General features: G+C 72.0%; 16 protein-coding genes. 11 read left to right on the forward strand and 5 right to left on the reverse strand.

The window, feature by feature from the left end:
* Positions 1 to 88: 88 nt before the first annotated feature.
* From ABZV42_RS20235 to ABZV42_RS20255, 5 genes are all read right to left on the reverse strand, one after another.
* The gene (locus ABZV42_RS20235; protein ID WP_355978997.1) at positions 89 to 433 is read right to left on the reverse strand and encodes a LuxR C-terminal-related transcriptional regulator; all 345 of its coding nucleotides are present in this window, start codon (positions 431 to 433) and stop codon (positions 89 to 91) included.
* Between the two features lie 314 nt (positions 434 to 747).
* Positions 748 to 1,962 carry an MFS transporter gene (locus tag ABZV42_RS20240; protein ID WP_355978995.1) on the reverse strand — a complete coding sequence of 405 codons (1,215 nt, stop codon included), beginning with the start codon at positions 1,960 to 1,962 and terminating at the stop codon, positions 748 to 750.
* A gap of 166 nt (positions 1,963 to 2,128) precedes the next feature.
* A complete protein-coding gene (locus tag ABZV42_RS20245) occupies positions 2,129 to 3,247 on the reverse strand; it encodes an NADH:flavin oxidoreductase (protein WP_355978993.1) in 1,119 nt (372 codons plus the stop codon).
* Between the two features lie 105 nt (positions 3,248 to 3,352).
* Positions 3,353 to 5,008, reverse strand: a complete 1,656-nt coding sequence (locus ABZV42_RS20250; RefSeq protein ID WP_355978991.1) for a DHA2 family efflux MFS transporter permease subunit — start codon at positions 5,006 to 5,008, stop codon at positions 3,353 to 3,355.
* A gap of 30 nt (positions 5,009 to 5,038) precedes the next feature.
* Positions 5,039 to 5,638, reverse strand: a complete 600-nt coding sequence (locus ABZV42_RS20255) for an NAD(P)H-dependent oxidoreductase (protein WP_355978988.1) — start codon at positions 5,636 to 5,638, stop codon at positions 5,039 to 5,041.
* Between the two features lie 118 nt (positions 5,639 to 5,756).
* Between ABZV42_RS20255 and ABZV42_RS20260 the strand changes: the two genes are divergently transcribed.
* The 11 genes from ABZV42_RS20260 (at position 5,757) to ABZV42_RS20310 (ending at position 17,712) form a co-directional block, all read left to right on the forward strand.
* Positions 5,757 to 6,494, forward strand: coding sequence for a TetR/AcrR family transcriptional regulator (locus tag ABZV42_RS20260; protein ID WP_355978986.1), 738 nt, complete (start codon positions 5,757 to 5,759; stop codon positions 6,492 to 6,494).
* A 153-nt stretch (positions 6,495 to 6,647) separates the two neighbouring features.
* Positions 6,648 to 7,508: a hypothetical protein gene (locus ABZV42_RS20265; RefSeq protein WP_355978984.1), complete on the forward strand. Its 861-nt coding sequence runs from the start codon at positions 6,648 to 6,650 to the stop codon at positions 7,506 to 7,508.
* A 379-nt stretch (positions 7,509 to 7,887) separates the two neighbouring features.
* On the forward strand, positions 7,888 to 9,375 hold the full coding sequence (locus ABZV42_RS20270; RefSeq protein WP_355978982.1) for an FAD-dependent monooxygenase: 1,488 nt from the start codon (positions 7,888 to 7,890) through the stop codon (positions 9,373 to 9,375).
* Positions 9,376 to 9,388: 13 nt separating this feature from the next.
* Positions 9,389 to 9,715: a TcmI family type II polyketide cyclase gene (locus ABZV42_RS20275; protein WP_355978980.1), complete on the forward strand. Its 327-nt coding sequence runs from the start codon at positions 9,389 to 9,391 to the stop codon at positions 9,713 to 9,715.
* Positions 9,712 to 10,992, forward strand: coding sequence for a beta-ketoacyl-[acyl-carrier-protein] synthase family protein (locus ABZV42_RS20280; protein ID WP_355978978.1), 1,281 nt, complete (start codon positions 9,712 to 9,714; stop codon positions 10,990 to 10,992). The genes ABZV42_RS20275 and ABZV42_RS20280 overlap by 4 nt, the downstream gene beginning before the upstream one ends.
* The gene (locus ABZV42_RS20285; protein WP_355978976.1) at positions 10,989 to 12,215 is read left to right on the forward strand and encodes a ketosynthase chain-length factor; all 1,227 of its coding nucleotides are present in this window, start codon (positions 10,989 to 10,991) and stop codon (positions 12,213 to 12,215) included. Before ABZV42_RS20280 ends, ABZV42_RS20285 begins: the two co-directional genes overlap by 4 nt.
* A 134-nt stretch (positions 12,216 to 12,349) precedes the next feature.
* Positions 12,350 to 12,619, forward strand: coding sequence for an acyl carrier protein (locus ABZV42_RS20290; RefSeq protein WP_355978974.1), 270 nt, complete (start codon positions 12,350 to 12,352; stop codon positions 12,617 to 12,619).
* Positions 12,620 to 12,750: 131 nt separating this feature from the next.
* Entirely contained in the window at positions 12,751 to 13,536 is a 786-nt protein-coding gene (gene fabG / locus ABZV42_RS20295; protein WP_355978972.1) for a 3-oxoacyl-ACP reductase FabG, read from the forward strand.
* Between the two features lie 20 nt (positions 13,537 to 13,556).
* Positions 13,557 to 14,492, forward strand: a complete 936-nt coding sequence (locus ABZV42_RS20300) for an aromatase/cyclase (RefSeq protein ID WP_355978970.1) — start codon at positions 13,557 to 13,559, stop codon at positions 14,490 to 14,492.
* 2 nt (positions 14,493 to 14,494) lie between these two features.
* Entirely contained in the window at positions 14,495 to 16,480 is a 1,986-nt protein-coding gene (locus ABZV42_RS20305) for an SDR family oxidoreductase (RefSeq protein WP_355978968.1), read from the forward strand.
* A 20-nt stretch (positions 16,481 to 16,500) separates the two neighbouring features.
* Positions 16,501 to 17,712 carry an MFS transporter gene (locus ABZV42_RS20310; RefSeq protein WP_356053002.1) on the forward strand — a complete coding sequence of 404 codons (1,212 nt, stop codon included), beginning with the start codon at positions 16,501 to 16,503 and terminating at the stop codon, positions 17,710 to 17,712.
* The last annotated feature ends 148 nt before the right edge of the window (positions 17,713 to 17,860 follow it).

Raw genomic sequence — 17,860 nt, forward strand, 5'->3', positions numbered from 1 at the left:
AGACTTGAGGAGCGTGTATACGTTGGCCAGGAGTCAACCACCGGACCGGTGGGCGGCGCACCGGACGAAAGTACACTTGACGATTGGACTAGGCCGCGTTGTCCGCGACCCGGTGGGTGTAGGCCTGGGCCACCAGGCCGGCCTGGAGCCGCGAGTCCAGTTGCAGCTTGGCGAGGATGCGCGTGACATGCGACTTCACCGTGCGCTCGGTGACGTAGAGGGACTTCGAGATCCGCTGGTTCGACAGGCCTCTGCCCAGCAGGATGAAGACGTCGAATTCGCGGTCCGTGAGTTCCTCGATGTGGCGCACGGGGTCTTCGACCCAGTTGGCGCCGCTCTCACCGATGAGTGAGCTGATGCGTCTCCATTCCTGTCCGGATTCCCCTCCGTTGTCGGTCGCTTCACGCCAGGTTTCAGAGAGCAGGGCGTTCAACAGTCCCCCTTGCTGAGCAGCGGGGCGCCGATCGGGCAGGCCCCGGAGAGCGTGCAATCTCGTGCGGCGCGCGCGGCGGATCACCGGATCAGCATGGGTGGGCGACCGTCGCGGCAACGCCGGAGAACCACTCCGTCCGGGGGCGGGGCCGTTGACCGGATCTCAGGGATACGATGGCCGCTCGACCGGGGCAATTCCCGTAAGAACCTGGGAATTCAAACCGGTCCCGTAACGGAGCTGGCCACTACCGTAGCAAGACCTGGGCACGAATTTCTATGGCAGCCTGGAGAAATTGCCATGGTGTGCGGAACGGGTCAACGGACGCTCCCGCTCGGGGAGTCGGGAATGGGCACGGCGCCGTCGGCCGGCGCGGCGGCGGACTCCTCCCGGCGCCGGATGACCCGGTGCGCCAGCTCGGCGGCGCACAGCCCCAGGGCGAGGAACACCACGCTGATCAGACCGAGCCGATGGGCGCCCACGAGATGCAGGCCCGCCGCGCCGATGACGCCGGACAGGGCGACCCCGAGGTAGGTCGCGGTCGCGTTGAGCGCGATCGACAGCGGGGCTCCCGCGCCGGACACGGAGATCAGCCGGTGCTGCTGCGGGACGAGCACACCGAAGCCGCACACGCCCCACACCGCGACCGCGAGCAGCGCGCCGGGCAGGCCGGACCCGCTCCAGGGCATCAGGGCGAAGTCCACGACGCAGGCCAGCAGGGCGACGGTGAGCACCCGGCGGGATCCGAAGCGGTCGGTGAGGCTGCCGGCGGTCAGGTTGCCGGCCGTGGCCGCGAGGCCGAAGACGCAGAGCAGGACGGCGAGGCGGGTGCCGCTGCCGTCGGTCGCCCGGTCGAAGGAGAGGCTGATGTAGGTGTAGACGGTGTAGAGGCCGGTCAGGGTCAGCAGGGTCGTCGACAGGACCGCGGCGATCCGCAGGTCGCGCAGGGGCGCGAGCCGCCGGCGCAGGCCGACGGAGGGCGGCCGGGGCGTCTCCGGGAGCAGGGCCGCGACGCCGAGGGCCGCGAGGACGCCCAGGGCGGCCACTCCCCAGAGGGAGAGCCGCCAGTGGCCCGCGCCGCCGAGCGCGGTGCCGAGCGGAGCGCCGAGCGCGGTCGCCGCGCTCAGCCCGGCCACGACGAGGGCCAGCGCCCTGCCCCGCTGTTCCGGTGGGACGAGCCCGGTGGCCACGACGGTGGCGGCCGACGTCACCACGGCGGCCCCGGCGGCGGCCACCAGCCGGCCGGCCATGGCGACGCCGTAGTCGGGGGCGACGGCGACGATCATGTTGCCGAGGGTGAAGACCAGCAGCGCCGTCACCAGCAGCCGGCGCCGCTGCCAGGAGGCGGTGGCCGCGGCCAGCACGGGCGAGAGCAGCGCGTAGGCGAGTGCGAAGAATGTCACCAACTGCCCGGCGACGGACGGCGAGACGTCCAGGGACCGGGAGATGTCGGGCAGGATCCCCGCGATGAGGAATCCGTCGGTGCCGACGGCGAACGTCGCCGACGTCAGCACGAGCAAGCGTGGGTTCACCTGGATCCTCCGAATTTCCGGACATGCGGGCACGCGGCCGGTCGGGGTGGCACCGGACTCGTGCGTACCTCCGCACCCCCCCCGCGCCCCCGTGCGGCCCGTCGCTCCGGAGGCCCTCCGGAGCGACGGGATCGTCGGCCTGCGGTCGGGCAGGCGGCCGTACGGATCAGGCGAGGCTGCGGACGAGACCGGCGTGGAAGGGGGTGAGTTCGTCGACGCGCCCGGCGAGGACCTTCTCCAGCCACTCCGGATCCCCGAGCAGGGCCCGGCCGACCGCCACGAGGTCGAACTCCTCGCGTTCCATCCGGTCGAGCAGCGCGCCGATGTCGGTGACCGTGGCCTGCTCGCCCTGGAACACCTCCATGAACTCGTTGCTGAGGCCCACCGAGCCGACGCTGACGGCGGGTTTGCCGGAGAGCTTCTTGGCCCAGCCCGCCAGGTTGAGCTCGGAACCCTCGAACTCCGGGAGGTGGAAGCGCCGGGTGGAGCAGTGGAAGGCGTCGGCGCCGGCGTCGGCCAGCAGGCCGAGCATCGTCTCCAGTTCCTGCGGGGTCTCGGCGACCCGGGCCCCGTAGTGGTTCATCTTCCACTGGGAGAAGCGGAAGGAGATCGGGAAGGCGGCGGAGACGCTCTCCCGGCAGGCGGCCACGATCTGGGCGGCGAAACGGGTGCGGCCTGCGATGCCGCCGCCGTAGGCGTCGCCGCGGCGGTTGGTGTGGGCCCACAGGAACTGGTCGATCAGATAGCCGTGGCCACCGTGGATCTCGACTCCGTCGAAGCCCAGCGCCTCGGCCGACGCCGCGGCCGTGGCGTAGGCGGCGACCACGTTGTCGATGTCCGCCTGGGTCATCTCCTTGCCCGACTCGGTGCCGTCCAGGGCGATGCCCGAGGGGCCGATCCGCGGGGCGTCGGGAACCGGCGGACTGCCGGCGGCGCGGTCCATGCCGACGTGCCACAGTTGCGGCATGATCCGGCCGCCCGCCTCGTGGACGGCCTCGGCCACGTCCGACCAGCCGGCGAGCGCCTCGGCGCCGTAGAAGTGCGGGACCCGGGCGCTGCTGCCCGCCGAGTCGTGGCCGACGTAGGTGCCCTCGGTGATGATCAGGCCGACGCCGCCGGCCGCCCGGCGGGCGTAGTACCGCGCCACGTCCTCGCCCGGCACGCCGCCGGGGGAGAACTCGCGCGTCATCGGGGCCATCACGACGCGGTTGGGCAGCGTGAGGCCTCCCAGGGAGAACGGCCGGACCAGGATGTCCCTGACACGTTCGACGGAATTCGTGGGCATCGGTGTTCGCCTTCGATGAGGGCCGACCGCACGGCGACGGGGGAATCGAACCGTGCGGTCGGCAGCTTGTGTGGGTATGCGGACCTGGGCGCCCCGGGGGCGCGTTCAGTCCTCCAGAAGGGTCCGGACGGAGTCCTTGCCGGTACTGGCCCCGGCCCCGGCAGCCCCGGCTCCGGCCTCGGCCCCGGCTCCGGCCTCGGCCCCGGCTCCGGCCTCGGCACCGGCACCGGTCTCGGCCGTCGGCGTCACGTCGGCCGCCGGGGCCGGCGCGGCGCGGACCAACCACGCCGTGCCGAACGCGAGCGTGGACAGCACGGCCGCGCCGACCAGGACGCCGTGCAGACCGCTGCTGACGGCGTCCCGGACCGCGTCGCGCATCGCGGCCGGCATGTCCTTCAGCAGTGCCGGGGTCAGTCCGCCGCCCGCGGTCAGCCGCTCCTGCGTGCCGGAGCCGAGACGTTCGGTCAGCACCTCGCTCATGCGGCTGCTCTGCACGGCGCCGAGCACGGCGACCCCGAGGGAGCCGCCGATGGTGCGCACCAGGGTGACCGTGCCCGTGGCCGCACCCATGTCCCGCGGCGCCGCGCCGCTCATCGTGGTCACCACCGTGCTCTGGAGCAGGGCCCCGATTCCCACCCCGATGACCAGGGTGAGCGCGGAGGCCGCGACCAGCGGGGTGCCCGTGCCGAGTGCGAGCAGCAGGAGCGCCCCCGCGAAGGTGACGGCGCCGCCGGCCAGGGGCACGACGCGGCCCAGACCGCCGCCGTCCATCAGCCGCCCGGTGATCAGCTGGGCCGTCAGCATGCCGAGCATCAGCGGCAGGATGAGCAGGCCGCTGGCCGTGGACGAGGCGCCCTGGACGAACTGCATGTACTGCGGAAGGTAGTTGACGACCGAGAAGAGGACGGCGCCGACCAGGAAACTGAGGATCTGGGCCAGGGTGAAGTTCCGGCCGGCGAAGAGCCGGGGCGGTGTGATCGGGTCGGCCGTGCGCAGTTCCACCCGGACGAACCAGGCCAGGCTCAGCACGACGGCCACGGCGAGCCCGGTGATCTGCCAGGACGTCCAGGCGTAGGTGTTGCCGGCCCAGCCGGCCAGCAGGGTGAGCGCCAGGATGCCGGTGGTGAGCAGGGTGGTGCCGAGGTAGTCGATCCGCCCGGTGACGCGGCCGGTGGGCAGCCGTACGCCCTTGGCGATGGCCAGCAGCGCGAAGAGGCCGATGGGCACGTTGACGTAGAACGCCCAGCGCCAGCTCATGTAGTCGGTGATGAACCCGCCGAGCAGGGGGCCGCCGACGAAGGCGACCGGCATCATGACACCCACCGTCGACTGGATGCGGCCGCGGTCCTCGGCGGGCACGACCACGCCGATGACCGAGAGCGCGCCGACCATCAGACCACCCGCGCCGAGGCCCTGGAGACCACGGAACGCGATGAGCTGTCCCATGCTCTGCGCCAGGCCGCACAGCACCGTCCCGGCCAGGAAGAGCGCCACGGCGTTCATGCAGGCGCCCTTGCGGCCGTACAGGTCCCCCAGCTTGCCCCAGATGGGCGTGGACGCGGCCATGGTGAGCAGATACGACGTCACCGACCAGGAGAAGTGGTCGAGTCCGCCGAGGTCGCCCACGATCGTGGGGAGCGCGGTGCTGACGATCTGTCCGTCGAGCGTCGCCAGGAAGATGCTGAGCATCAGCCCGAAGAGGCCGAGCCGGGGCAGACCTGGCCGGTCGGGAGCTGGAGTGTCGGTCGGGCGGTCGTTCATCGCTGCCCCCAGGGCACGAGTGGCGGGACGTCAGACGGTGTACGGGCGGACGTGCCTGGCCTCTCGCAGGGCCTGTCCCCACCAGGTGAGCTGGTCGAGCATCGCCTTGGCCGCGCCGTCGCATCCGGGGTCGGACGGTGTGCCGTCGGCGCCGAAGACCTCGGCGTAGTTGTGGAAGCTGACGGTGTTGCGGATCGTGACCGCGTGCAGCTCCGCGAGTACGACACGGAGCTGCTCGACGGCGCGCAGGCCGCCCGCGAGGCCGCCGTAGGAGACGAATCCGACCGGCTTGGCGTGCCACTGCTCGTTGTGCCAGTCGATGGCGTTCTTCAGCGGTGCGGGGAAGCTGTGGTTGTACTCGGGCGTGACGATCACGAAGGCGTCGGCCCGGGCCAGCCGCGGTGACACCGCGCCCAGTTGGGCCACTACCTCGTCGGAGGGGGCCTGCCCGAAGGCGGGGAAGACGGTGGGCACGGGCGTCTCGACGAGGTCGACCAGGTCGGCCTCCAGGTCCTCACGCTGGGCGATGTGGCCGGCGATCCAGTCCGCGACGACCGGACCGAACCGCCCGTCCCGGGTGCTGCCGATGATCACCGCGATCCGGAGGGTGCCGTCAGTCGCGTCGGCCATGGAGGACTCCTCGGTGTGTGTACGCCGTATCGTTCTCGTACAACGTACACAGCCGAGTGTACGTTGTCTACTTCTGATACGGTGTACACAGCACCGTTCGTCGGAAGGGACCGAAGCGATGGCCGCCCAGGAGAGACAGGCAGCGAACGAGGACAAGGACCACGTCTCCGTGTGGGAGCGCCTCGAACGGCCGGCGCCCGCCCCCCGCACCACCCTCACCCCGCAGCGGATCGCGAAGGTCGCCGTCGGCATCGCCGACGCGGAGGGGCTCGACGCGGTCACCATGCGCCGGCTGGCCACCGAACTCGGCGTCGCGCCCATGGCCGCCTACCGCTACGTCACCGGCAAGGACGAACTCCTCGAGCTGATGGTCGACTTCGTGTACGCGGAGCTCGAGCTGCCCGACGGCAAGGAGGGCTGGCGCGCGTCCATGCGGTCCGTCGCCCTGCGGACGAGGGAGGTCCTGCTGCGGCACTCGTGGGTCACCCGGGCGACGTGGTGCGCGCCGACCCCCAACCAACTGGCCGTGCCCGAGGCCGTCCTGGCGGCGCTCGACGGCCTCGGGCTCGACACGGACACGGCCATGGCGGTCTACGGCACCCTCACCGCCTATGTGTACGGCGCGGTGGACGCCGAGGTCGGGCTGACGCAGATGCTGCGCGTCCGCGGCTGGTCCACCCGGGAGGAGGCCCGCGCGGGTCTGGCCTCGCAGATGGCCTGGCTCATGAGCACCGGCCGTTTCCCGATGTACGCCCGCTACATCGCCGAGGCCCGGCGCAAGGACGATCCGCAGTGGCAGTTCGAGGCCGGACTGGATTCCGTCCTCGACGGTATCGCGGCACGCCTCTCGATCTGAGGGCATCACCGGGCTCGACCCGAGGACATCGCCAGGACAGGTCGGTGCGGAGAACCGTAGGCCCGCTACAGATAAATTACATGTAGCGGGCCCATGCTTGTCTCTTCAAGAATTGCGGAAATAGATTCGCCCCACTTCTGAGCGGTGGGGGAAATGACTTACGCATTCGCGAACACCACAGAGACCGCCCGTACGACGACCTCGGAACCGACGGAGTGCGACGGCGCCGCCTGCCGGCGCCTCGAGACCGGCGGACGCGCCCGCGAGCTGGCCGTCGCCGGCAGTCGGCTCTGCCCGACCTGCCGGCTCCGTCTCACCCGCGACCTGCGGCGGCTGCCGCGCCTGCACGACGAGTGCGGACAACTGCTCACCGGCGTCGACCGGCCGCGCGACCGCACGTCCGGCGGCGGCACGGCATCCGGTCTGCCGTTCAACACGGCGGCCGCCGAAGCCCGTACGGGGATCGTCGCGACCCTGCGGTCCTGGGGTGCGCTGGTGGTCCAGCAGCGAGGCGTCGGCGCCCCGCACGACACCCCGGCGGGGATCACCGACTTCCTGCTCCGGCACTCCGCCTGGCTCCTCGGGCACGAGGCCGCCGGTGACCTGTCCGACGAGGTGGCACGGTGTGTGCGCCTGGCCGGCCGGGTCATCGATCCGACGCCGCGACGCCGGGTCCCGGTCGGCGACTGCGTCGTGCCGGACTGCGGGGGAGCCCTGACCGCGGCGGTCAGGCCCGGCGGCGCCGACCCGGGCGTCGAGGTCGGCTGCGACACCGAGCCGGCGCACCGCTGGTCCGGGCGGGAGTGGCTGCGGCGGACCGGCCGGCCCGCGGCGAACCGCACCGAGCCGGCCGTGCGCTGGATGACCGCCCGGGACATCGCCGCGCTGTGGGGCACCGCGCCGGGCAGCGTCTACCGCCACGCCAGTGAGGCCCGCTGGCGCCGCCGCGCCGTCAACGGCCGCACCTACTACCACGAGCAGGACGTCCACGCGTCGCTCGGCGCCCGCACCTGACGCAAGGCCGCGCCGGCCGCCGTCGTCCATGGCTCCACCAGGGTGAACCATCCCTGGTGGAGCCTTTTTCGTCGGGCTCCTCAACCCCCGGAAAAGCACGCTTGACAATCCCCTGACTCAAACGTGTCGTTGCACTGGAAAAAGGGTGTTGACATCCGCGGAGATTCCGAAGAAGCTCTTCATTAGCTTCCGCATCACTGTGTCGATTCGCCAGGCAGTCAGTCGCCGAAACGCAGTCAGTCGCCGAAACACGGGCGCCGACCGAAACACGGGCGCCCGGCACAGTCACCGCGGAAAAGCTTCGAGCGGCGCACCGATGTCCCATTCCGGTGCGCCGCTTCGTCGTATCGACCATTCCGATGCCCCGGAGGACACATCCATGGACGCTTCCGTCATCGTCGCCGGCGCAGGTCCCACCGGACTCATGCTCGCCGGGGAACTGCGCCTTGCGGGAGTCGACGTCATCGTGCTGGACCGGCTTCGGGAGCGCACCGGCGAATCCCGCGGGCTGGGCTTCACGACCCGGACGATGGAGGTGTTCGACCAGCGCGGACTGCTGCACCGCTTCGGCGACATGGGCACCAGCAACGCCGGCCACTTCGGCGGTCTGCCGGTCGACTTCGGCATCCTCGACAGCGTTCACCAGGCGGCCAAGACCGTGCCCCAGTCGGACACCGAGACGATGCTCGAGGACTGGGTGCGCGAGCTGGGCACCGACCTCAGGCGCGGCCACGAACTGGCCGGCCTGCGCGACCACGGCGACCACGTCGAGGTCGAGGTGCGCGGTCCCGGCGGCGAGGAGAGCCGGCTGACGGCCTCCTGGCTGGTGGGGTGCGACGGCGGCCGCAGCACCGTGCGCAAGGCCTCCGGCTTCGAATTCCCGGGCACCGCGGCGACCATGGAGATGTACCTGGCGGACATCAAGGGCGTGGACCTGGCGCCGCGGCTGATCGGCGAGACGTTCGCCGGCGGCATGGTCATGTGCGGCCCGCTCGGCGACCGAGGCGTCACCCGCATCATCGTCTGCGAGCGGGGCACCCCGCCCCGCCGGCGCACCGAGCCGCCCGCGTACGCGGAAGTGGCCGCGGCCTGGCAGCGGATCACCGGCATCGACATCTCGCACGCCGAGCACGAGTGGGTCAGCGCGTTCGGAGACGCGACACGGCTCGCCACCGAGTACCGGCGGGGCCGGGTGCTGCTCGCCGGGGACGCCGCGCACATCCATCTGCCGGCCGGCGGCCAGGGCATGAACACCGGCGTCCAGGACGCGGTGAACCTCGGCTGGAAGCTGGCCGCCGTGGTCCGCGGCACCGCACCCGAGGAGCTGCTGGACACCTACCACGGCGAACGGCACGCGGTCGGCGAGCGGCTGATGATGAACACCAAGGCGCAAGGTCTGCTCTTCCTCAGCGGCGACGAGGTCCAGCCGCTGCGCGACGTGCTGGCCGAACTGATCCGGTACGAGGACGTCAGCCGCCATCTCGCCGGAATGGTGAGCGGACTTGAGATCCGCTACGACGTCGGCCGGGGCGGCCACCCCCTGCTGGGCCTGCGGATGCCGCACCTGGAGCTGGTCGGCGACCGGCGCAAGACCAGCAGCACCGAACTGCTGCGGGCGGGGCGGGGTCTGCTGCTCGACCTGGCGGACAACGCCGTGCTCCGCGACCGCGCGGCCGAGTGGTCGGACCGGGTGGACATCGTGACCGCGGAGCCGCACGGCGTGGCGGCCGGCGGTCCGCTCGCGGGCACTTCGGCGGTGCTGGTGCGTCCCGACGGGCATGTGGCCTGGGCCGCGCCAGGCAGCCGGCACGACCTGCCCATGGCCCTGGAGCGCTGGTTCGGTCCGTCCCGCAACCAGCAGTCCTGACAAGGAGAGACTCATGCACAGCACATTGATCGTGGCCCGGATGGAACCCCGTTCGGCCGAGGACGTCGCCCGCCTCTTCGGCGAGTTCGACGGCACGGACATGCCGCAGCGGATGGGCACCCGGCGCCGTCAGCTCTTCACCTACCGGGGCCTGTACTTCCACCTCCAGGACTTCGACTCCGAGGACGGCGGCGAGCGGATCGAGGCGGCCAAGGAGGACCCGCGGTTCGTCGGGATCAGCGATGACCTCAAGCCGTTCATCACCGCGTACGACCCCGCCACCTGGCGCTCCCCGGCCGACGCCATGGCGCAGCGCTTCTACCACTGGACCTCGCTGTGAGCGGCCCGTACGGCCGACGGGTCGTCATCACCGGCATCGGCGTCACCGCGCCCGGCGGCGTGGGCGCCAAGAACTTCTGGAGCCTGCTGTCCGACGGGCGCACCGCGACCCGGCGCATCAGCTTCTTCGACCCCTCCCCGTTCCGCTCGCAGGTCGCCGCCGAGGTCGACTTCGACGCCGAACTGCTTGGCCTCGGTGCCCAGGAGGTGCGGCGGATGGACCGGGCCGCACAGTTCGCGGTGGTCACCGCGCGGGAGGCGGTGGCGGACAGCGGACTCGAGTTCGACTCCCTCGACCCGCACCGCACCGGCGTGACCATCGGCAGCGCGGTCGGCGCCACGATGGGGCTCGACGAGGAGTACCGGACCGTCAGCGACAGCGGACGGCTCGACCTCGTCGACCACGAGTACGCGGTCCCGCACCTCTACAACTACCTGGTGCCCAGCTCCTTCGCCGCCGAGGTGGCCTGGGCGGTCGGCGCCGAGGGCCCGTCCACCGTGGTCTCCACCGGCTGCACCTCCGGCCTCGACGCCGTGGGCTACGCCGCCGAGCTGATCCGCGAGGGATCGGCCGACGTCATGGTGGCCGGCGCGGCCGACGCCCCGATCTCGCCCATCACCGTGGCCTGCTTCGACGCGATCAAGGCCACCACCTCGCGCAACGACGATCCCCAGCACGCCTCCCGCCCCTTCGACGGGACCCGCAACGGGTTCGTCCTGGGCGAGGGTTCGGCCGTCTTCGTACTGGAGGAACTGGACAGCGCGCGGCGGCGCGGCGCCCATGTGTACGCGGAGATAGCCGGGTACGCCACGCGCAGCAACGCCTTCCACATGACGGGACTGCGCCCCGACGGACGCGAGATGGCCGAGGCGATCCGCATCGCCCTGGACGAGGCGAGGCTCGCCCCGCAGGCCATCGACTACATCAACGCGCACGGTTCGGGCACCAAGCAGAACGACCGGCACGAGACCGCGGCGTTCAAGCGCAGCCTCGGCGAGCACGCGTACGCCGTACCGGTCAGCTCCATCAAGTCGATGGTGGGGCACTCGCTGGGCGCCATCGGCTCGATCGAGATCGCGGCCTGCGCGCTGGCGATGGAGAACGACGTCGTGCCGCCCACCGCCAACCTGCACACGCCCGACCCCGAGTGCGATCTCGACTACGTGCCGCTCGCCGCCCGGGACTGGAGGACCGACACCGTGCTCTCCGTGGGCAGCGGCTTCGGCGGGTTCCAGAGCGCCATGGTGCTCGCCCGTCACGATCGGAGGGCCGCATGAGCGCCTCCGGTGTCCGGGTCGCCGTCACCGGCCTGGGCGTGGTCGCGCCCAACGGCCTCGGTGTGGAGGCCTATTGGGCGGCGACCCGCAAGGGGAGCAGCGGCATCGGCCGGATCACGCGCTTCGTGCCCGACCAATATCCAAGCCAACTGGCAGGTGAGATAAGAGAGTTCGAGGCGGCAGAGCATCTGCCGGGCCGGCTGCTGCCGCAGACCGACCGGATGACCCAGCTCGCTCTGGTGGCCGCGGACTGGGCGTTCGAGGACGCCGCGGTGCGCCCCGGGGAACTGCCCGAGTTCGAGATGGGCGTGATCACGGCCAGCTCGTCCGGCGGATTCGAGTTCGGCCAGCGGGAGTTGCAGGCCCTGTGGAGCAAGGGCAGCCGGTACGTCAGCGCGTACCAGTCGTTCGCCTGGTTCTACGCCGTGAACAGCGGCCAGATCTCCATCCGCAACGGTATGCGCGGCCCGAGCGGCGTGGTCGTCAGCGACCAGGCGGGCGGCCTCGACGCGGTCGCCCAGGCGCGACGCCAGATCCGCAAGGGCACCCGGCTGGTGATGTCGGGCGCCGTCGACGCCTCCATCTGCCCCTGGGGCTGGGTCGCCCAGATGGCGAGCGACCGGCTGAGCACGAGCACCGACCCGGAACGGGCCTACCTGCCCTTCGACGCCGCGGCCGCCGGTCACGTGGCCGGAGAGGGTGGCGCCCTGCTGGTCCTGGAGGAGCTGGAGCAGGCCCGGGCCAGGGGCGCGAAGCAGATCTACGGTGAGATCGCCGGGTACGGCTCCACACTCGACCCCCGGCCGGGCAGCGGGCGTCCCGCGGGTCTGCGCAAGGCCGTCGAGCTGGCCCTGGCCGACGCCGGGGCCACGCCCGGCGACATCGACGTCGTGTTCGCCGACGCGGCCGCGATCCCCGAGCTGGACCGGATCGAGGCCAGGACGATCACCGAGGTGTTCGGGCCGCGGGCGGTGCCGGTGACGGCGCCCAAGACGATGACCGGGCGGCTCTACTCGGGGGCGGCGCCCCTGGATCTCGCCGCCGCGTTCCTCGCGATGCGGGACGGGGTGATCCCGCCGTCCATCGGCATCTCCCCGTCCCCCGAGCACGACCTCGACCTGGTCGTCGGCCAGGAACGGACCGCCACCCTGCGCTCCGCCCTGGTGATCGCCCGCGGCCACGGCGGCTTCAACTCCGCGGTCGTCGTGCGCGCCGCGGTCTAGGACCCCGGCCCGCCGTACAGGACCCCGGCCCGCCCGTACGGGCCCCCAGCCCGTCGGCGGGCGGCGAAGGTCACCCGGCTCGCGGAGGACCGGCGTGGCCCATCCCCACCCCAGCGACGAAAGGACACTCACCCATGCCCTCCAACGAGTTCACCCTCGACGACCTCAGGCGCATCCTGCGCGACGGGGCCGGCGCGGACGAAGCCGCCGACCTCGACGGGGACATCGCCGACACCGACTTCGAGTCGCTGGGCTACGAGTCCCTCGCGATGCTGGAGACCGGCGGGCGCATCGAGCGCGAGTTCGGCATCACCCTGGACGACGACACGCTGACCGACGCCCGCACCCCGCGCGAGCTGATGGAGGCCGTCAACGCCCTCCTGGTGCCGGCCGAGATCGGCTGAGCCCCCCTGGACCGCGCCGCCGGTTCCCGCCGGTCACCGTCGATGCCTCCGGCGGGAACCGGCGGCGCGCCTTTCTCCGCGCCACCTCTTCGCCCCCTTGCGCCTCCCATTTCCCCTTCCAGGAGACAGACATGACGCAGCAGAACCCGAAGGTCGCCCTCGTCACGGGCGCGACCAGCGGCATAGGCCTGGCGGTGACCAGACTGCTGGCCGAGCAGGGCCACCGGGTGTTCATCTGCGCCCGCACCGAGGACGGCGTGACCCGTACGGTCAAGGAACTCCTCGACGACGGGCTCGAGGTGGACGGCGTTGTCTGCGACGTCCGCTCGGCCGACGACGTGAAGCGCTTCGTGCGCCAGGCCGTCGAGCGCTTCGGCACGGTCGACGTACTCGTCAACAACGCGGGCCGCTCCGGCGGCGGAGTCACTGCCGACATCACCGACGAACTCTGGTTCGACGTCATCGACACCAACCTCAACAGTGTCTTCCTGATGACGCGCGAGGTGCTCACCACGGGCGGCATGCGCGACAAGGACCGCGGCCGGATCATCAACATCGCGTCCACCGCGGGCAAGCAGGGTGTGGTGCTCGGCGCCCCCTACTCGGCCTCCAAGCACGGCGTGGTCGGCCTCACCAAGGCGCTCGGCAACGAGCTGGCGCCCACCGGGATCACCGTCAACGCCGTCTGCCCCGGCTATGTCGAGACCCCGATGGCGCAGCGGGTGCGCCAGGGCTACGCGACGGCGTACGAGACCAGCGAGGACGCCATCCTCGAGAGGTTCCAGGCGAAGATCCCGCTCGGCCGCTACTCGACGCCGGACGAGGTCGCGGGCCTGGTCGGCTATCTGGCGTCCGACACCGCCGCCTCCATCACCTCCCAGGCGCTGAACGTCTGCGGCGGCCTGGGCAACTTCTGAGACTCGGAGGAGAGCACACCATGACGACCCGTCAGGTCGAGCACGCCATCACCGTCGAGGCCCCGGCCGCAGCCGTGTACCGGCTGATCGCCGAGGTGGAGAACTGGCCGCGGATCTTCCCGCCCACCCTCTACGTCGACCACGTCGAGCGCGGCGCGGGCGAGGAGCGCATCCGCATCTGGGCCACCGCCAACGGCGAGGCGAAGAACTGGACCTCGCGCCGCACCCTGGACCCCGAGAGCCTGCGGATCACGTTCCGCCAGGAGGTCTCCACCCCGCCGGTCGCCGCCATGGGCGGCACGTGGATCATCGAGCCGCTGTCCGCGACGTCGTCGCGGGTACGGCTGCTGCACGACTACCGGGCCGTCGACGACGACCCGGACGGCCTGAAGTGGATCGACGAGGCCGTCGACCGCAACTCCCGCTCGGAGCTGGCCGCGCTGAAGGCCAACGTCGAACTGGCCCACGCCTCCGAGGAGATCACGTTCTCCTTCGAGGACACCGTGCAGATCGCCGGCGCGGCCAAGGACGCGTACGACTTCGTCAACGAGGCCGGACTGTGGGCCGAGCGGCTGCCGCACGTGGCCTCCGTCCGCTTCTCGGAGGACACCCCGGGGCTCCAGGTGCTGGAGATGGACACGCGCGCCAAGGACGGCTCGACGCACACCACGAAGTCGTACCGGGTGGTCTTCCCGCACCACACCATCGCGTACAAGCAGGTCACCCTGCCGGCGCTGATGACCCTGCACACCGGCCGCTGGACGTTCGCGGAGAACGACGGCGGTGTCGCCGTGACCTCGCAGCACACCGTGGTCCTCAACACGGCGAACATCACCGCGGTGCTGGGCCCCGACGCGAGCGTCGCCGACGCCCGGGAGTACGTCCGCGGCGCGCTGAGCACGAACAGCCGCGCCACCCTGGGCCACGCCAAGGACCACGCCGAGAACAAGCGCTGACCATGGCCGCCCTGGACACCGATGTGGTCGTCGTCGGCGCGGGGCCGGTCGGCCTGCTGCTCGCCGGGGAACTGCGTACCGGCGGGGCGCGGGTGACCGTGCTGGAGCGACTGACCGCGCCCACCACGGAATCGCGGGCGTCGATCCTGCACGCCCGCACCATGGAACTGCTGCACGCGCGGAATCTGGTCGAGCGGCTCGGACCCCCGCCCGACGCCGGGCCCGGCCACTTCGGCGGGATCCCCCTCGACCTGACCGAGGCCGGTGACAGCCAGTACGCCGGTCACTGGAAGGCGCCGCAGACCCGGGTGGAGGCCGTTCTCGCGGAGTGGGCGATGGGGCTCGGGGCCGAGGTGCGGCGCGGCCACACGGTGACCGGGCTGGCCGAGGAGCCGGACCGGGTACACGTCGTCGCGGTGACGCCGACGGGGGAGAGGCTGCGGCTGAGCGCCGCGTACGTCGTCGGCTGCGACGGCGAGGAGAGCGCCGTGCGGCGGCTGGCCGGCTTCGCGTTCCCCGGGACCGGCCCCACCAAGGAACTGCTCCGCGCGGACCTGAGAGGTGTCGACCTGCGGGACCGGCGCTTCGAGCGGCACCCGGGCGGGGTGGCCAACGCCCGCCGGGGACCGGACGGTGTCACCCGCGTCATGGTGCACGAGTTCGGCCGGGTCCCCGGCGGATCGAGGACCCCCGCCTTCGAGGAGGTTCGCGCGGTGTGGGCCCGGGTCACCGGCGAGGACCTCGGCGGCGCCGAGCCGGTCTGGCTCAACGCGTTCCACAACACCCGTCGGCAGGCCGCGTGTTACCGCTCCGGCCGGGTGTTCCTCGCCGGCGACGCCGCCCATGTCCAGCTGCCGGTCGGCGGGCAGGCCCTCAACCTCGGCCTTCAGGACGCGGCGGACCTCGGCGGAAAACTCGCCGCGCGCCTCGCCGGGCGGGCCGGCGAAGAACTGCTCGACACCTACCACGCCGTCCGCCACCCGGTGGGCTCGCGCGTGCTCGGCAACATCGAGGCACAGGCCCAACTCCTCTTCGGAGGACCTGAGTTGGACGGGGTGCGGACGGTGTTCCGGGAACTGCTCGGGATCCCGGCCGCCCGCCGCCACCTCGCCGCGATGATCAGCGGGCTCGACGGCGGCGGCCCGGCCGTGACGGAGCCCGGCGGCCCGGCCGCGCAAGGCGCTCCCGGACCCAATCGTCAGCACACCACGCACAGGAGGAACACCATGGGCAAACTGACCGGAAAGACCGCGCTCGTCACCGGCTCCAGCCGCGGCATCGGCCGGGCCACGGCGATCCGGCTGGCCCGCGAGGGGGCTCTCGTCGCGGTGCACTGCGCGAGCAACGCCGAGGCCGCGGCCGAGACCGTCGCGGCGATCGAGAAGGAGGGCGGCCGGGCCTTCCCGGTACTGGCCGAGCTCGGAGTCCCCGGCGACGTCCACGAGTTGTTCCTGGCGCTGGAGCGGGAGCTGAAGGAACGCACAGGCGCCGTCACCCTCGACATCCTGGTGAACAACGCCGGCATCATGGGGGGCGTCGCCCCGGAGGACCTCACGCCCGAGGCCTTCGACCGCCTCTTCGCCGTCAACGCCAAGGCACCGTACTTCCTCGTGCAGCGCGCCCTCCAGAACCTCCCCGACGGCGGCCGGATCATCAACATCTCCTCGGGACTGACCCGGGTCGCCAACCCCCAGGAGGTGGCGTACGCGATGACCAAGGGCGCGATCGACCAGCTCACCCTGCACTTCGCCAAGCACCTCGGCCCCCGCGGCATCACCGTGAACAGCGTGGGTCCGGGCATCACCGACAACGGCACCCCGATCTTCGACGACAAGGACGCGGTGGCGGCCATGGCGAGCTACTCGGTGTTCGGCCGGGTCGGCGACACCCGGGACGTCGCCGACGTGGTGACCTTCCTCGCCGGTGACGACTCCCGCTGGATCACCGGCTCCTATCTGGACGCCAGCGGCGGCACACTGCTCGGCTGAGCGAGCGGACGGCCGAGCGCATGACCACGCTCTCCTCACGCCCCGCGCCCCGCACCGACGCCGGACGGCGGGCCCTGCTCTTCGTGCTCGCCGGCAACATGCTCATCGACGCGCTGGAGGTCTCCGTCGTCCTGGTCGCCCTGCCGGCCATGGGGCGGGACCTCGGTCTGTCGACGCTCGGCAGCCAGTGGGTGATGAGCGGCTTCGCCGCCGGGTTCGCGGCGCTGCTGCTGCTCGGTCCGCGGCTCGTCGCCCGGTGGGGCAGGCGGACCGTGTACCTCGCCGCGCTGCCGGTGTTCATCGCCGCCTCCGTGGCCGGCGGTCTCACCGACCAGGGCTCCGTACTGATCACCACCCGGGTGGTGAAGGGCATGTGCGCGGCACTGACCGCGCCGACCGGGCTCGCGATCATCAGCACCGCGTACCGCCCGGGAGCCGAGCAGCGCCGGGCGGTGTCGGTGTACTCGCTCTTCGGGGCGGCCGGTTTCACCGCGGGACTGCTCTGCTCGGGTGCGCTCACCGAACTGAGCTGGCGCTGGAACCCGGTCTTCCCGGCCCCGATCGCCCTGCTGTTGCTGGCTGCCGGGTTCCGGCTCATCCCGCGCGACGCCGCGCCGGTACCCGCCGCGCCCCTCGGGGCCACCCTGGCGCGGCACCTGCGCGACGGTCCGTTCAGGCGCTCGGCGGTGTGCGCGGCCACGCTCAACGGCACCTATCTGGGCCTGCTGATGCTGTTCGTCCACCGGCTGCACGACCAGTGGGGGTGGGGTTCCTGGCGCACGGCGCTCGCGCTCCTGCCGGCCTGTCTGCCCCTGGCGCTCGCGCTGCCCCTCGCAGGCCGGATGGTGGCGCGCTTCGGCACCGAACGGCTGATCAGGGCCGGAAGCTGTGCCGCGGCGCTCGGCTGCGTGACCGCCCTGGCGACCGCGAGGACCGGCACGTACGCCGCCGGGGTGCTGCCCGCGCTGCTCCTCGTCGAGGCCGGTTTCGTGCTGTCCTTCGCCGCCCTCAACCTCCAGGCCACGGCCGGGATTCCGGCCGAGCACCGGGCGACCGCGGTGCCGGTCTACCAGACGGCCGTACAGCTGGGCGCGGTGCTCGCGCTGCCTGCCACGGCCGCGGCCCTCGGCGTCGGCCGGGAAAGCGCGCTCGCGTTCCTCACCGCGGTGTCGGTGACGGGCGCGCTCGTCGCCTGCACCGCCCGCACCCGCGAGGCCGACACCGCGCGCTGAGGCGCCGCGGGCACACTCCGCACGCCCTGGACGCCCCACTCACCCTGCACGCCCTGCACGCCCTGCACGCCCTGCACGCCCTGGACGCCCTGGACGCCCTCACGCGCCCGTCCACGTCCACGTCTCCTCACACCCCCCCGTGCACCCG

The sequence above is a fragment of the Streptomyces sp. NPDC005281 genome (assembly GCF_040607495.1).
Lineage (GTDB): Bacteria > Actinomycetota > Actinomycetes > Streptomycetales > Streptomycetaceae > Streptomyces.

Bases quoted from the DNA above. Each gene is read 5' to 3' on its own strand.
- ABZV42_RS20270 (WP_355978982.1), top strand. From the start codon at position 7,888: ATGGACGCTTCCGTCATCGTCGCCGGCGCAGGTCCCACCGGACTCATG.
- ABZV42_RS20265 (WP_355978984.1), top strand. From the start codon at position 6,648: ATGACTTACGCATTCGCGAACACCACAGAGACCGCCCGTACGACGACC.
- fabG (WP_355978972.1), top strand. From the start codon at position 12,751: ATGACGCAGCAGAACCCGAAGGTCGCCCTCGTCACGGGCGCGACCAGC.
- ABZV42_RS20245 (WP_355978993.1), bottom strand. From the start codon at position 3,247: ATGCCCACGAATTCCGTCGAACGTGTCAGGGACATCCTGGTCCGGCCG.
- ABZV42_RS20305 (WP_355978968.1), top strand. From the start codon at position 14,495: ATGGCCGCCCTGGACACCGATGTGGTCGTCGTCGGCGCGGGGCCGGTC.
- ABZV42_RS20300 (WP_355978970.1), top strand. From the start codon at position 13,557: ATGACGACCCGTCAGGTCGAGCACGCCATCACCGTCGAGGCCCCGGCC.
- ABZV42_RS20290 (WP_355978974.1), top strand. From the start codon at position 12,350: ATGCCCTCCAACGAGTTCACCCTCGACGACCTCAGGCGCATCCTGCGC.
- ABZV42_RS20260 (WP_355978986.1), top strand. From the start codon at position 5,757: ATGGCCGCCCAGGAGAGACAGGCAGCGAACGAGGACAAGGACCACGTC.
- ABZV42_RS20255 (WP_355978988.1), bottom strand. From the start codon at position 5,638: ATGGCCGACGCGACTGACGGCACCCTCCGGATCGCGGTGATCATCGGC.
- ABZV42_RS20250 (WP_355978991.1), bottom strand. From the start codon at position 5,008: ATGAACGACCGCCCGACCGACACTCCAGCTCCCGACCGGCCAGGTCTG.
- ABZV42_RS20275 (WP_355978980.1), top strand. From the start codon at position 9,389: ATGCACAGCACATTGATCGTGGCCCGGATGGAACCCCGTTCGGCCGAG.
- ABZV42_RS20285 (WP_355978976.1), top strand. From the start codon at position 10,989: ATGAGCGCCTCCGGTGTCCGGGTCGCCGTCACCGGCCTGGGCGTGGTC.
- ABZV42_RS20310 (WP_356053002.1), top strand. From the start codon at position 16,501: ATGACCACGCTCTCCTCACGCCCCGCGCCCCGCACCGACGCCGGACGG.